This window comes from Bifidobacterium ruminantium DSM 6489 (genome assembly GCF_000770925.1).
Lineage (GTDB): Bacteria > Actinomycetota > Actinomycetes > Actinomycetales > Bifidobacteriaceae > Bifidobacterium > Bifidobacterium ruminantium.
The window spans coordinates 1-15,165 of the sequence record NZ_JDTK01000022.1; the positions used below are offsets into that span (position 1 = coordinate 1).

Annotated in this window: 13 protein-coding genes and 1 pseudogene; 1 reads left to right on the forward strand and 13 read right to left on the reverse strand. The window is 61.6% G+C overall.

All coding sequences use genetic code 11. The features are described from left to right. The 11 genes and pseudogenes from OU26_RS07890 to map all read right to left on the reverse strand — a co-directional run. Positions 1-270: pseudogene (locus OU26_RS07890) on the reverse strand (ABC transporter substrate-binding protein); the annotation flags it as partial. A gap of 125 nt (positions 271-395) precedes the next feature. Further along, the gene (smpB, locus tag OU26_RS07895) at positions 396-875 is read right to left on the reverse strand and encodes an SsrA-binding protein SmpB (protein ID WP_026646294.1); all 480 of its coding nucleotides are present in this window, start codon (positions 873-875) and stop codon (positions 396-398) included. A 174-nt stretch (positions 876-1,049) separates the two neighbouring features. Further along, positions 1,050-2,453 (reverse strand): CHAP domain-containing protein, encoded by a 1,404-nt coding sequence (locus OU26_RS07900; RefSeq protein WP_026646293.1) that lies wholly within the window; start codon positions 2,451-2,453, stop codon positions 1,050-1,052. Positions 2,454-2,529: 76 nt separating this feature from the next. Beyond that, positions 2,530-3,453, reverse strand: a complete 924-nt coding sequence (ftsX, locus tag OU26_RS07905; protein WP_026646292.1) for a permease-like cell division protein FtsX — start codon at positions 3,451-3,453, stop codon at positions 2,530-2,532. Next, positions 3,453-4,670, reverse strand: coding sequence for a cell division ATP-binding protein FtsE (gene ftsE / locus OU26_RS07910; RefSeq protein WP_026646291.1), 1,218 nt, complete (start codon positions 4,668-4,670; stop codon positions 3,453-3,455). The genes ftsX and ftsE overlap by 1 nt, the downstream gene beginning before the upstream one ends. A 23-nt stretch (positions 4,671-4,693) precedes the next feature. Beyond that, positions 4,694-5,824 (reverse strand): peptide chain release factor 2, encoded by a 1,131-nt coding sequence (gene prfB, locus OU26_RS07915; RefSeq protein WP_026646290.1) that lies wholly within the window; start codon positions 5,822-5,824, stop codon positions 4,694-4,696. 185 nt (positions 5,825-6,009) lie between these two features. Continuing rightward, positions 6,010-6,141, reverse strand: a complete 132-nt coding sequence (locus OU26_RS10660; protein ID WP_272944584.1) for a hypothetical protein — start codon at positions 6,139-6,141, stop codon at positions 6,010-6,012. A 55-nt stretch (positions 6,142-6,196) separates the two neighbouring features. After that, the gene (gene rlmH, locus OU26_RS07920) at positions 6,197-6,676 is read right to left on the reverse strand and encodes a 23S rRNA (pseudouridine(1915)-N(3))-methyltransferase RlmH (protein ID WP_026646289.1); all 480 of its coding nucleotides are present in this window, start codon (positions 6,674-6,676) and stop codon (positions 6,197-6,199) included. Next, positions 6,673-7,665: a 2,3,4,5-tetrahydropyridine-2,6-dicarboxylate N-succinyltransferase gene (gene dapD / locus OU26_RS07925; RefSeq protein WP_026646288.1), complete on the reverse strand. Its 993-nt coding sequence runs from the start codon at positions 7,663-7,665 to the stop codon at positions 6,673-6,675. The genes rlmH and dapD overlap by 4 nt, the downstream gene beginning before the upstream one ends. Positions 7,666-7,809: 144 nt before the next feature. Next, a complete protein-coding gene (locus tag OU26_RS07930) occupies positions 7,810-9,102 on the reverse strand; it encodes a citrate synthase (protein WP_026646287.1) in 1,293 nt (430 codons plus the stop codon). Positions 9,103-9,284: 182 nt separating this feature from the next. Next, on the reverse strand, positions 9,285-10,058 hold the full coding sequence (map, locus tag OU26_RS07935) for a type I methionyl aminopeptidase (protein ID WP_026646286.1): 774 nt from the start codon (positions 10,056-10,058) through the stop codon (positions 9,285-9,287). A gap of 118 nt (positions 10,059-10,176) precedes the next feature. Here map and OU26_RS07940 point away from each other — a divergent pair, with 118 nt between their 5' ends. After that, entirely contained in the window at positions 10,177-12,267 is a 2,091-nt protein-coding gene (locus tag OU26_RS07940; protein WP_026646285.1) for a M13 family metallopeptidase, read from the forward strand. A gap of 35 nt (positions 12,268-12,302) precedes the next feature. On the opposite strand, the gene OU26_RS07945 is transcribed toward OU26_RS07940, so the two are convergent. Both OU26_RS07945 and OU26_RS07950 read right to left on the reverse strand, forming a co-directional pair. Continuing rightward, a complete protein-coding gene (locus OU26_RS07945) occupies positions 12,303-12,878 on the reverse strand; it encodes a single-stranded DNA-binding protein (RefSeq protein WP_026646284.1) in 576 nt (191 codons plus the stop codon). Between the two features lie 379 nt (positions 12,879-13,257). Beyond that, a complete protein-coding gene (locus OU26_RS07950) occupies positions 13,258-15,093 on the reverse strand; it encodes a proline--tRNA ligase (RefSeq protein ID WP_026646283.1) in 1,836 nt (611 codons plus the stop codon). Positions 15,094-15,165 lie beyond the last annotated feature (72 nt).

The window sequence follows — 15,165 nt, forward strand, 5'->3', positions numbered from 1 at the left end:
GTCGGATGCCAGGAATTCGGCCGGAGCGTACGACGTGTCCATGCCAATCGTCAGTTTGCCGTCCTTGGTGACATAATCCGGCACCAGTTTGGCGATCGCGTCGTCCTTCTTCACGCCGGAGACGTCGTATCCTGTCATTTCGCCGGATTTCGCGCCGGATTGCGACGAGGCGTCATCCGCGTCGCTGGTTCCGCATGCCGCGCCAGTGACGAGCATAGCCGCCCCCAGCATGAACGCGACGGCCGATTTCAAGGTTTTTCCTGCCTGCATGTTCTCTTCTCCTATGGATTCTTCAGTGCGTATGACCGAACACGTATCCTAGCGTAAAGAGGGCATGTTACAAAAAATTTCTTGTATCAACGTTCTTTCAGCATGTGAAATCGGAAATTTTCCGATTATCGCACTTGCTTGTTGGCATACCGCATGGCACGCAGCGCCTCGCGTTTGTCCTGCTCCTCACGCAGCGACTGCCTCTTATCGAATTCCTTCTTGCCACGAGCCAGCGCGATCTCCACCTTCACACGACCATCCTTGAAGTAGAGGCTCAACGGAATGATGGTGAATCCCTTGGCCTGGCTCTGCCGGGCCAGTTTGTCAATCTGCGCGGCATGCAGCAGCAGCTTGCGCTTGCGCTTGGGGGCGTGGTTGTTCCACGTGCCGTTCAGATATTCGGGGATATTCGCACCCTCAAGCCACATCTCCCCACGACGGTCGATGGTGATGAACGATTCAGCCAACGACGCACGTCCCTCACGAAGCGATTTCACTTCGGTGCCGGTCAGCACGAGACCGGCCTCATACTTGTCCTCGATGGCATAGTCGTGACGCGCCTTCTTGTTCTGCGCGATCGGCTTGGTTCCCTGTTCCTTCGCCATATCGGACCTCCTTTCCGGTTCCACGGTCCACTGTGTCTCACTGCCACTGTGCTTCACTGTATGAACCGTATACGTATTGTCTGCAACGCGGCTTCCCCGACAATATCATGAAGGCGCGCCGCCCGATCGCACGGACGACGCGCCTTCGCACATCCCATGGTGTGTGACGCCGGATCAGTGCACGTACCAGAACTGGGAAGCGTTGTACAGTGTGCGGTACGACACCACGTAAGGGCCGACCACATTCATCTCGGAGATGGTGATGGTGCTTCCACTCACCGATTCAACGACGGCGACATGTCCGTAGAAGCCGTCCGCACCGGCCTGTCCGGGCAGGAAGGACAGGGCTGCGCCGACCTGCGGGTTGTGATCCACACGCAGACCATACGATGGCGCGGTCAGATACCACTGGCCGCCATTACCCAGATAGGACGGCGTGTTGATGCCCATCTGCTTGCGGCGGTTGTAGGCCCACCACGTGCACTGTCCACCGGCATAGGCGTTGCCGTAATCACCATTCGACGTTCCCTGACCCGTATTGTTGCCGGGCGTGGGGGTCGGAGTGGGGGTCGGCGCCGGAGTGCCGCCACCGTTGTTCGTGTTCGAATTGTTGTTTCCGCCCGTATTCGGCTTGTTGTTTCCGTTGGTGTTCGGTTTGGTCTGCCCCTGGCTTCCGCTGTTCGTCTGATTTGCGGCTGCCGCCTGCTCCGCGGCGTACTGGCGGTTGAAGGAATCGACCTGCGATTGCAGCAGCACGGTCTGCGCGGCCTGCTGGGCCACGCTTCCCTTCAATTCCGATTGCTGGCTTTCCAGGCTTGCACGGCGCGTCTCGCCTTCCGCACGCAGCTGGTCGAGCGCGTCACGTTGCGACTGCGCGTCGGCCGCCGCCTGCTGCGCCGAGGCGGCCTTCTCGTCAGCCGTGGACTTCAGCTTAGCGATCTGCTTTTCGATTGCCGCAAGACGCTCGCCACGGTTCATGGACGTGTTCAGCGTGTTCGCGGCATCCGTGGCCGCATTGGATTCCGTCCTCGACAAGGCGTCGCGCGATTGCATGGAATTGATGAATTCCTGGGTGCTGGTGGCGCCCGTCACCACGCTCATCACCGTAGAGGCGTCGGAGCCGTGAAGATCCTCACGAGCCATCTGCGCCACGGCGGCGTGCGCGTCGTCATAGTCCTTGCCGGTCTGCTCGATCTGCGCCTCGAGATTGGCCTTGTCCTTCTGTGCGGCCTCAAGACGGGAGGCTGCCGCCTCCGCCTCGCTCTGCGCGGAGGCGGCATCGGCGTTGGCCTGTTCCACAGCGGCCTGCGCCGCCGGAATCTTGGTATTCGTCAGCTCGTCAAGCTCCACAATCTTGTCCGCCAGATCGGATTTCACACCGGCCAACTGGGAACGAAGCTGAGCCTCGCGCTGGGCGCTTGCGGCCTTTTTGTTCTGGGCGTTCAACAATTTGCTATAGGTATTCGCAGCTTCGACCCGCTCGACCATGGGCGAGAACGGAGCTACCGCCATCGTGGCGCACATTGCGCCTGTGGCAAGCATGGCTGCGACCGTCCTGCAGGCTTTCGCGTTATTCATACGGTCATGTCCTTCCACTGTATCTCACACCTTACCATCACTTGTATGGAATCGTCCGTTTCATCGCAGCCGCGCATCACGTACGCAGGTATTTACGCAGGGAAACCATCGATGCGATAATCGACAGCAGCACAGCCCCCAGAATGAGAATCGGGGAAACGTACAGCACCGACATCTGGTTGACGAAGGGGATCCATTTGATGGAATTCGCCAGACCGTCCGTGATGAAGACCTTCACCAACGCCGACAGGGTGACGCACGACAAAAGCGATCCAACCAGCGAGGCGACCACGCCTTCCAGGATGAACGGCAACCGAATCGTCCAATTCGACGCGCCGACCAATCGCATGATCTCCGTCTCGGTTCTGCGGGAGGCGGCTGACATGCGGATGGTGGTGCCCGTCAACAGAATGGCCACGACGACCATCACCATTGCGAGCGACGCGGTGGCGACGGTGGCCTTGTTCAGCACGGCGAACACCGGTTCGAAGATCTGACGCTGGTCGCTGACGGTGTCAACACCGTCCTTGCCGGACAGCACTTCGGAGACCACCTGGTACTTCTCCGGATTCTTCAGCTTCAGCCACAGCGAATCCTGCATGTCATCCGCGGTCAGCGTGCGCCCTTGGTATTCACCGTTGGGGTACTGCTTGAGGAACGTGTCCTTGTAGAACTTCTGCTTGCTCACGAAGGTGATCTTCGAAACGTCATTGGGCAGCTCGTTGCGAATGGTCTTCTGCAGATCGTTGATCTGCTGCGCGGTGGCCGCGGTTCCCGATGAGCAGTTCACCGACTGGCTCGCGCCGTCGGGGCACATCCACACCACAACCTCGACCTTGGAATACCAGTCGCCCTTGGCTCTGGTGATCTGGGCCTGGGTCAGCACCGAAGCTCCGATGAACAGGAAGGAGATGAAGGTGACAAGCATCACCGAAAGCAGCATCGGCACGTTCCGCTTGAGGCTGTTCCAGGTTTCGGAAAGAATGAAACGCAGGCGCATCAGTCGTTCACCTCGTCTTCCTTGCTGTTGTCATCATGGCCTGCCGGAGGGGCCGGAGGAGCCGGAGGCGTGAGGGACACGGGCGGCGCCGGCGGTTCAGACGCCGTGTTGGTGTCATCGGCCGCGTCGTTTTCGGAGACATCGGCTTCGGCCGGCCTCTTGAAACGGGCATCCTTATCCTCATGATCCTCATGCTCGGCCATCTCGTCGAGTTTGAGACCCTTACCCCAGGTCAGCGTGGTCTCCACCGAGGCGAAGGCCTCGCCGTAACGTCCGGTACGTCCGGAATGCACGGAATTCGCGAGACGCGCGATACCCGCATCGCCTTTGCCATCGGTTAGTGCCGCTGCAACCATATCGGCCGCGTTCACCGCGGTCTCGGCACGCGTCGAGCCTTCCACGTCGACGGTTCCGTCGGTGTCGTCGGCGATTTCGTTGGAACCGTGCTGGCGGAACTGCGCATTGCGGTCGGTGACGCCTAGCGCCTGCTGCGATTTCGATTCGACCTCGGCATCCGGGAAGTACAGCGCGGAATCGTAGGAACCCTGTTGCTCGTCGCGGACGATTTTGCCTGTGTGCAACTCCACCACGCGCTTGCGCATGGAGTTGACGATCTCTTCGTTGTGCGTGGCCATGACGATGGTGGTGCCGGTACGGTTGATGGCGTCCAGCACCTCCATGATGCCGAGCGACGTGGTCGGGTCGAGGTTGCCTGTGGGCTCGTCGGCAAGCAGAATCTGGGGATGGTTCACATACGCCCTTGCGATGGCCACACGCTGGGCCTCGCCGCCGGAGAGCTCGTGGGGGTAATTGTTCTCCTTGCCGGTCAGGCCTACGGTCTGTAGGACTTTGGGCACCAGCGATTTGATGGTGGAACGGCTCGTGCCGATCACTTCGAGGGCGAACGCGACGTTTTCCCACACCGTTTTGTTGTTGAGCAGCTTGAAATCCTGGAAGATGAAGCCGATCTGCCGACGGTAGTGCGGCACCTGCCGTGCCGACAGACGTCTTAGGTCGTTGCCGGCGACGCGGATCTCGCCGTCCGTGGCCTCCTCCTCACGCAGCAGCAGGCTCAGCAAGGTGGTCTTGCCGGAGCCGGACGCGCCCACAAGGAAGACAAAATCGCCTCGATTGATATCGAGATCGATGTCATCCAATGCGGGACGTGTGCCCTTCGGATAGACTTTGCTCACATGTTCAAGCGAGATCAGCGCCATCGTATTCTTCCTCCGCCCGTAGCTTAGGCTTCCTGCTCCTCAGCCGCCGCACGACGCTGCTCATGGCGCCAACGGATGCCGGCCTCGATGAACTCGTCAATATCGCCGTCGAATACGGCCTGGGTCTGCGAGGTCTCGTATCCGGTGCGCAGATCCTTGACCATCTGGTACGGATGCAGCACATAGGAGCGCATCTGGTCGCCCCAGCTGGCCTTGATGTCTCCGGCGAGCTCCTTCTTCTTCTTGGCTTCCTCCTCGTGGCGCAGCACCAGCAGTCGGGACTGCAGCACGGCCATGGCCGCGGCGCGGTTCTGGATCTGCGAGCGCTCATCCTGCATGGTCACCACGATGCCGGTCGGAATATGGGTGATGCGCACCGCGGAATACGTGGTGTTCACGCCCTGGCCGCCAGGACCGGAGGAGCAGTAGGTGTCGACGCGGATTTCGGAATCAGGCACGTCGATGTGGTCGGTGGCCTCGACCAGCGGCACCACTTCCACGGCGGCGAAGCTGGTCTGGCGGCGTCCCTGGTTGTCGAATGGGGAGATACGCACCAGACGGTGGGTGCCGCCCTCCACGCTCAGTCGTCCATACGCGTATGGAGCGTCCACCTGGAAGGTGGCGGACTTGATGCCCGCCTCCTCGGCATAGGAGGTGTCCATGACCTTGGCCTTGTATCCGTTGCGTTCAGCCCAACGAAGGTACATGCGCAGCAGCATCTGCGCGAAATCGGCCGCGTCCACACCGCCTGCGCCGGAACGGATCGTCACCACTGCGGAACGCTCGTCGTACTCGCCGTCGAGCAACGTCTGGATCTCCATGTCGTCGAGGTCCTTTTGGATGCTTTCGACTTCGGACTTGGCTTCCGCAAGGGTGTCTGCGTCCTCTTCCTCCTGGCCGAGCTCGACCAGGGTCTCCACATCCTCGATGCGCTGGCTCGCGGAGGCCAGACGCTTGAGCTGCGACTGCACTGCGGACAGCTTGCTGGTCACCTTCTGGGCGTTCTCCGGGTTGTCCCACAGCCCCGGCTCCGCGGCCTTCACCTCGAGCTCCTTGGCCTCCGCGGTCAGCCGGTCGACGTCAAGCGCCTTGGAAATGGACTCGTATTTGGCGCGCGCCTCGCCAATCGCTTCGGAATAATCAAATTCTGCCATCGTTCACACCATACATTTCTTGTTGCGTTCTTGCTTTATTCTGCCATGGAGCCATGCACGGCCCCGATGCGGTCCATAGGATTTTTCCACGTGCCCACATACCCGTCCCGTCGTGCCGGACCGCGAACCTGTCCGCGCACACTTGGAAACAGGGACCCGTTTCGGATCGCATCAGGTCGGAAACGTCAAAGACCCGCGTAAATGGCGGGGATGACCAGACACAGCAACATCGCCGCGGCGATGACGATGCACACCGTGCGCACCATAGCGCGCCGACGGCGTTCCCGTTGCTCGCGTTCGTCCCTGTAGTCACTCATACGCGCCACTATACCCGGTTATCCCTACTTTGCCGTTCGCCCGGAGCCTTCGGAATCATTTATGGTAGGGCTCCCCCGCGTTGATCTTGTAGGCGCGGTAAATCTGCTCAAGCAGAATCACACGCATCAGCTGATGGGGGAATGTCATTTTGGAGAAGCTCAGCAGATAGTCGGCACGCTTGAGGATCGACGGATCCAGTCCCAACGAGCCGCCGATGATGAATTGGATATGGCTGGTGCCATGGAGTCCAAGACCGTCAATCTTCGCGGCGAGCTGCTCGCTGGTCAGTTGGGTTCCCTCGATGGCGAGGGCGATGACGAACGCATCGGAACGGATATGTTTGGCGATGCGTTCGCCCTCCTTGGCCTTGATCTGCCGCTCGAGCCCTTCGCTGGCGTGCTCCGGCGTCTTCTCGTCGGCCACTTCGACGATATCGAGCTTGCAATATCGGCCCAGTCGTTTCGAGTATTCCGCGATGGCGTCGCGCAAATACTTTTCCTTGACCTTGCCGACGGTGATCAGTGTGATTCTCAATTTTTATGGAGCTTTTCGTTGAGCTCGATGCCGGTCTTGCGATAGCGTGCCTCGATACGGCCGGACACGGAGTTGCGGATGAACAGGATGTTGTCCTTGCCGGAAAGCTCGGCGCCCTTGACGGTCTCGAGCGGCTCGCCGGCCGCGACCTTGGCCTTGTCGTAGATGGTGACCTTGGTTCCGGCCGTGACGTACAGGCCAGCCTCGACCACGCAATTGTCGCCCAGAGAGATGCCGATGCCGGCGTTCGCGCCAAGCAGGGAATGCTCGCCGATGGAGTTCTTCAGCTTGCCGCCGCCGGACAGGGTGCCCATGATGGACGCGCCGCCGCCGATGTCGGAACCGTTGCCGACCACGACGCCCTGGGAGACACGGCCCTCGACCATGGAAACACCCAAGGTGCCGGCGTTGAAGTTCACGAAGCCGGCATGCATGACGGTGGTGCCTTCGGACAGGTGAGCGCCCAGACGCACGCGGTCGGCGTCGCCGATGCGCACGCCGGACGGCACAACGTAATCGACCATGCGCGGGAATTTGTCGATGGACAGCACGCTCACATCGACATGCGGAGCCAACGCGGCGCCCGCCTGGCGCGTGGTGGCCATCACATCGAGTTTGCGCAGGGCGAAATCCTCGACCGCGAACGGACCGTAATTGGTCCACACCACATTGTTCAGCTTGGCGAAAATGCCATCGAGGTTCAAGGTGTTCGGCTTAGCCAGACGCATGCTCAGCAGGTGCAGACGTAGATAGGCGTCGGCCGCGTCCTCGATCGGCTCATCCAGCTTGGACACGGTGAAAACCGGCACGCGGCGCACGCCACGCGCATCGGCCTCGTCGTGTGCGATAGCGCCGAAATTATGGTTCGGACGTGCGGATTCGGCAGGCGCCTGTCCCAGTTTGAGTTCCGGATACCAGACGTCCAAGGTGTTGCCGGCGGCGTCGATGCTCGCCAGACCCCAGCCCCACGCGGTACGCTGATCAGTCATGTGTACGCTCCTTTGAGGATGCCGGAACCATGGGAGGTTCCGTTCGTTGGATTCTTTGGTTCCTTGGAACACTGTAGCGGCAAGCCGCGGCAGACGCGGACGCGGTTTCGAAGACCGGTTCCGCGCAAACGCCGGAGACCGCGGTCAGCGCTGGTTCATCGGCACGTAATCGCGCTTCGTGCAACCAGTGTAGACCTGGCGCGGGCGGCCGATCTTGGTGTTCGGATCGGCGAGCATCTCACGGTACTGCGCGATCCAGCCGGGGATACGTCCAAGCGCGAACAGCGTGGTGAACATGGCCGGATCGAAGCCGATGGCGCGGTAGATCAATCCGGTGTAGAAGTCGACGTTCGGATACAGGTGGCGGGAGACGAAGTAGTCGTCGTTCAATGCGATCTTCTCCAGCTCGGTGGCCACGTCGAACAGCGCGCGCTCGTCGGCCGGCAGCTTCAACGTGTCGGAGCGGGCCATGATCTTCTCCAGATAGCTCTTGGCGATGGCCGCACGCGGATCATACGACTTGTAGACGCGGTGGCCCAGTCCGGAGATGCGCTGGCCATTGGCCTTGGCATCCTCCACGAACTCCTTGACGGTCTTGCCCGAATCGCGGATCGCCTTGAGCTGGCGGAGCACGGCCTCGTTCGCACCTCCGTGCAGCGGGCCGGACAGCGCGTTGATGCCAGCCGCGATCGCGGAATACAGATTGGCGTGCGCGGAACCGGCGATGCGTACCACGGAGGTGGAGCAGTTCTGCTCGTGGTCGGCGTGGATGATGAGCAGTCGGCCGAGCGCGTGCACGTACAGCGGGTCGGATTCGAACGGCTCGTACGGCACGGCGAAGCACATGCGCAGGAAATCGTCGACGTAGCCACGCGAGTAATCCGGGTACAGCATCGGCTCATCGCGACGGCGGCGGAAGATGTAGCTCACGATGGTGCGGGCCTTGGCCATGATGATGGTCGCCGCCTCGTCAAGCTGGTCGGAATCGTTGATGTCGGTGGTGTCCGGGTAGAAGGTGGCGAGCGCGTTGACGGCGGAGGCCATCACGCTCATCGGGTGCGCGGTGCGCAGGAAGGAACCCATGAAGGTGCGGAAGTCCTCCCCCACCATCGTGCGGTGGTTGATGTCGGAGATGAAGCGGTCGTACTGCTCCTTGCTGGGCAGTTCGCCGTGCCGCAGCAACCATGCCACTTCCAGGAAGTCGGACTGCTCGCACAGCTGCTCGATCGGATAGCCTCGGTAGCGCAGGATGGAGTTCTTGCCGTCGATGTAGGTGATTTTCGATTCGCACTGCGCGGTGGTCAGGAAGCCCGGATCGAGCGTGACCCAACCATCATTGCGCAGCGTGGACACCACGATGCCGTCCGCGCCCGCCGTGGCCTCGACCACCGGCAGGGTGAAGTCCTTGGATTCCACACTCAGATTGGCTGTGGCCATATGTTCACTCCTTACCGATTCAAAAAAGTATCGTCAACTATATGGCATACGCGTTTCGGCATGCGTCCACCGTCTCAAAAGCGAACGTTCCCGCATCGTTTCCGGGCCCGTGCGATGGCCAGAACAGCGAAGGGGCCGTGCGTGTGATCGCACGACCCCTGACGGGCATGTCAAAGCGCGGACTAGTCGCGGACGGTGAGGATCTCCGGACCGTTCTCGGTGATGGCGATGGTGTGCTCGCTGTGCGCGCCACGGGAGCCGTCCTCGCTCTTCAGCGTCCAGCCGTCCTTCGGATCCTGGTAGATCTCGTCGGTGGTCTTGAGGAACCACGGTTCGATAGCGATGACCAGGCCCGGGCGCAGCTTGTAGCCATGATGCGCCCTGCCGTCGTTCGGCACATGCGGATCGCCGTGCATGATGCGGCCTACGCCGTGGCCGCCGAATTCCAGGTTGATCGGATAGCCGTACTCGCGTGCGACGTCGCCGACGGCGCAGGAAACGTCACCCAGACGGTTGCCGGGCTGCGCGGCGGCGATGCCGGCTTCCAGCGCCTCTTCGGTGCACTTGATCAGACGCAGGTCGTCGGGATGCTGCGTGCCGACGCAGAAGCTGATGGCGGAATCCGCGACCCAGCCATCGACGTTGATCGCCAGATCGAGGCTGATCAGATCGCCGTCCTTCAGGTTGTAATCGTACGGAACGCCGTGCAGCACGGCGTCGTTCACGGACGTGCAGATGTAGTGCGCGAACGGGCCGGTGCCGAAATCGGGAGCGTAGTCGACATAGCAGGACGTGGCGCCCTTGCGGTCCACGATGCGCTTGTGGACGAATTCATCGATTTCCAGCAGATTGGTGCCGACTTTGGTGAAATCCTTCAGGTCGCGCAGGATGCCGCCGACGAAACGGCCCGCGGGCTTCATCGCTTCAATCTCTTTGGGAGTTTTCAATTCAATCATGCCCTCAACCCTACTTCGCGGGCCATACAGCGGCGAACCGCATTCCTCCTGCCTGATTCCACCCGGACGATCGGCCGGAACGCTCCGTCTTGTCATCAAAGATGGATAGGGTGAAGCCATGAGCAATACTACGAATTCTTTGGTTTCAGGCATCGATCCGGCATCGTTCTCCGCCGTGACCGGCCCGGCGCAGGATCTGTTCCGTTACGTCAACGGCCCGTGGATCGACATGTACCGTCTTCCCGACGACCGTTCCCGCTACGGATCCTTCGACAAGCTCGCCGAGGACGCGGAGAACCAGATCCGTGACATCCTTGAAGAGGAAGATTGCCCGGCGACCAAATCGCGTGCGCTGTACAAAAGCTTCCTCGACGTCGACGCCATCGACAAGGCCGGACTTTCCGCCATCGAAAGCCAGCTCGACGCCATCGACAAGGCCGAGGACAAGACGTCGCTCACCCGCGCGCTTGGCGCGATGAACCCGACCGGAGGCCCCGACCTGCTCGGCATCGCCGTCTACGGCGATCCGGGAGCGCCCGAGACCAATGTCATCCATATCGAGCAGGACGGTCTGGGACTGCCGGATGAGGCCTACTACCGCGAGGACCATTACGCGCCGATCCGCGAGGCGTACGTCGATATGGTCTCCAAGCAGCTGAGGAACGCGCATCTCGCTGCCGACGCGGATGACGCCGACGCGCAGGCCAAGCGATTCCTCGACGTCGAGACCCGCATCGCGTCGAACCATTGGGACAATGTGGCCACCCGCGATTCGGTGAAGACCTACAATCCGACCGATTTCGCCGACTTGCAGGCGACGCTCGCCGATTTCGACCTCGGCGCATGGATCGAGGCCTGGCAGACCGCCTACGATGCGACCACGGCCGCCGCCGTGCAGCCCCTGGACCTCCGCGGCTCGTTCGAGCACACGATTGTCCATGAGCCGAGCTTCCTCACCGGAATCAACGCATTCTGGCGGGAGACCCCGCTGGACGACCTCAAACTGTGGGCCCGCGTGCATGTGATCATCGGCTCCGCCGTGGAGCTTCCCCATGAATTCGACGAGACGAATTTCGATTTCTACGGCAGGACGCTGTCCGGCCAGAAGGAGCAGCGCGTTCGCTGGAAGCGCGGCGTCTCGCTGGTCAATGGCGTGTGCGGCGAGGATGTCGGCCGCGAATACGTGAAGAGGCACTTCCCCGAAACGTCCAAGCAGCGCATGGAGCAGCTGGTCGGCAACCTCATCGACGCCTATCGCGTGTCCATCTCCAGCTCCGCCTGGCTTGGTGAGGAGACCAAGAAGAAGGCCTTGGAGAAGCTCTCCAAGTTCGTGCCGAAGATCGGATACACCAACCATTGGCGCGACTACTCCGCGCTGGACGTGCGCGAGGACGCTGGCTTCGCCGAGAACATGCGCGCCGCGAACCTGTACGAGACCGGCTATCAGCTGGCCAAGGTCGGCAAGGCCGTGGACAAGGACGAATGGCTGATGAATCCGCAGACGGTGAACGCCTACTATGAGCCGTCCATGAACGTGATCGTGTTCCCGGCCGCCATTTTGCAGCCGCCGTTCTTCAACCCGGATGCCGAGGATGCCGCGAACTACGGCGGCATCGGCGCCGTGATCGGCCATGAAATCGGCCACGGCTTCGACGATCAGGGCGCGCAATACGACGGCGACGGCAAGCTCAACGACTGGTGGACCGAAGAGGACAAGGCCAATTTCAAGGCGCTCACCCAGAAGCTCATCGACCAGTACAACGAGTTCGTGCCGACGCAGCTCGCCGAGAAGTACGTCGACGACCCGTCGAAGGCTCCGCACGTCAACGGCGCGCTGACCATCGGCGAGAACATCGGCGACTTGAGCGGCGTGAACATCGCGCTTAAGGCTTACGCATTCGCGCTCGACGAGGCCGCGGGTCGCAGCAAGGACGGTTCGATGGAGGCCATCGAGACCTCGCTCGCCGAAGCCCCTGAAATCGACGGTTTCACCGGCCTGCAGCGTTTCTTCCTGAGCTATGCCTCGATCTGGCGCACCAAGAATCGCGACGAGCTGGCCGAGCAGTATCTGCAGATCGACCCCCACTCCCCCGCCGAATGCCGCACGAATGGCATCGCCCGCAATGTGGACCTGTTCCACAAAGCGTTCGACGTGAAGCCGGGCGACGGTATGTGGCTCGAACCGGAACAGCGGGTGCGCATTTGGTGACGGAGCGCGCAAGCGGATCCATCGCCGGATAATCGTCAGAATCCATCGCCGCCGAACTCCTCCTGAGGGGCTTCGGCGGCGTTTTCATCCATGCCGGCAGGCCGTTCTTCCCACGATTCGGCCGGATCGGCGTTCCGTTCCTCCAGCACCTCGACCGGAGCCACCTCCTGCGGACGGTCGCTCCGCGCGTACGGATCGCGTGCGGAAGTCCGCTCCACGCGTGTGTCCTGTCCGTCGTTCTGCTTGGCGAATCTGCGCAACGTGGACACTCCGTAATTGAGGTCATGTCCCGCCGCGTTCGCCTCCATAACAAGCTTCGACTGACGCTTGCCGCTCTGATCCACCCAGCTTTCCGAAGCCAGGACACCAGATACGATGACTGGCTCGCCTTTTTTGAACGATTGGCAGATGCTTTCGGAAAGACCACGGTAAGCCTTCACTGTGATCCATGTGGTCGGCAGATCCCGCCATTGCTGCGTCCGGCCGTCGAAATACCGCCTGGTGCTGGCCAGACGGAACGAACTGGCATGAGGCATGCCTTCCCGATTGAACTGGGTGGGATTTCCGCCCACGTATCCCGTGACGGTGAGGAGCCCTTGCTGCTGTGCCATGACCGGCCTTTCTACTCGATGGAAATGGTCCGCGGAAAGCGCCGAAGCCGGCGCGGAAGCGACACACAGTCGGAGGTGGGTGTTGACAGGAGCTCTGCGCGCCCTCCCCGCGTCCTTGCGTTTCCGCGGTAGTCACCACTATCTTCGACGCGGCCGCCTATATGCAAGCCCAAACGGCGAATGTGGATAACCAACGGTGCTCCGGGCGAGTCGTGGATAGCCGGTGGATAATTTCGACTTTTCCACACCCATCCACAATCCATATGCGAGCAGATTTTTTACGAAGTTCCCCATAAAAACGGAAGACCACGCAATCTGCATGGTCTTCCATCGTTGTGCGACGCCGTATCAGCCCGGCGTCACGCGTCTGTCGGCATCACTACTTGAGCAGCGCCGCCACACGGTCGGCGATGGCCTGCGCGGCGTCCGCGACCGGCACCGCCTCGGCGTTCTCGCCATTGCGGTCGCGCACTTCGATGGTGCCGTTGTTGACGGTGTCGCGTCCGGCGACGGCGATGATCGGCACGCCGATGAGCTCGGCGTCCTTGAACTTGACGCCCGGAGACACCTTCTTCCTGTCATCGAAGATGACCTCGATGCCCTTGTCCTCAAGTTCTGCGATCAAGCGCTCGGCAGCCTCGAACGCAGCCGCGTCCTTGCCGGTGGCCACCACATGCACCTGCGCGGGGGCGATAACGGCCGGCCATGCCAGACCCTTCTCGTCGTGGTGGGTCTCGGCGATGCAGGCCATCACGCGGGAGACGCCGATGCCATAGGAGCCCATCCACACCGGAACGGCCTTGCCATTCTGGTCGAGCACCTTCAGGCCGAGCGCGTTGGAGTACTTCAGGCCGAGCTGGAACACCTGGCCGATCTCCACACCGCGTTCGAAGCTCAGGGGGCCGGAGCCGTCCGGGCTCATATCGCCGTGGCGCACCTCAACGGCCTCGACGGTGCCGTCGGCCTCGAAGTCGCGGCCGTACACCAGGTCGTAGTAATCCACCTCATGCTCGTCGGCGCCGGTGAACCATGCGGAGCCGCGGGCGATGTGCGCGTCCACGAAGTAGCGCAGCGCGTCGCCGGTCTCATTGGCATTCTCGGCCTTCTTGCCGTCGCGAGCCTGCGGGCCGAGCACCATCGGGCCGATGTAGCCCTTGACCAGTTCGGGGTGCTTCTTCAAGTCCTCTTCGGTGGCTTCCTCGATTTCGGCGGGGGCGAACTGCGCCTCAAGGCGCTTCATGTCCACCACGCGGTCTCCGGGCACGCCCACGACCACGAGTTCGCGCCACGGCTTGTCGTGGTTCTCGTCCTCGGCATGCTTGACGGCGATGACGACGTTCTTCAGGATGTCGCTGGCCTGCCATGCGCGGCCGTCGCTGCGCGGATGGTTGGCGTTGGCGAATTCGACCATCTTGTCGATGGTTTCGGCGTTCGGCGTCGGGCGCTTCTCGGCGGCCGGGGTGTTGGAATAGTCGATCGCCTCCGGTTCCGGAGTGGTCAGAGCCTCGACGTTCCACGCCTTGCCGGACGGGGACTGAGCGAAGGTGTCCTCGCCGATCTCCATCGGGGCGAGGAATTCCTCGGATTCGAAACCACCCATCGGACCTGCCATGGCGTGCACCGGCACGTAGTCGAGGTCGAGACGCTTGAAGATGCGCTCGTATGCGCCGCGCTCATCCATGTAGGCCTTGACGAGACCTTCCTTGTCGAGGGTGAAGGAGTAGGCGTCCTTCATGATGAATTCACGGCCGCGGATGAGGCCTGCGCGCGGACGGAACTCGTCGCGGTACTTGGTCTGGATCTGGTACAGGGTGACCGGCAGATCCTTGTACGAGGAGTACAGGTCCTTGACCAGCAGGGTGAACATCTCCTCGTGGGTCGGGGCCAGCAGGTAGTCGGCCTCGTGGCGGTCCTTCAGACGGAAGATGTTGTCGCCGTACTCCTCCCAGCGGTGGGTGGCCTCGTACGGTTCTCGCGGCAGCAGACCGGAGAAGTGGACTTCCTGGGCGTCGATTGAAGCCATCTCCTCGCGGATGATGTTCTCGATCTTGTTCAACACATTGAGACCCAGCGGAAGCCAGGTCCAGATGCCCGGAGCGGCCTTGCGCAGATAGCAGGCGCGCTGCAGAAGCTGGTCCGACACGACGTCGGCATCGGCGGGGTTCTCGCGCAGCGTGCGCAGGAACATGGTAGACATACGAAGTGCTTTGGTCATACGCCCAAAGTTACTCAGGCAAGCAGACGTAACGGCATCGAACGGCCTCGCAAACTGGCGAAATCGTTTATT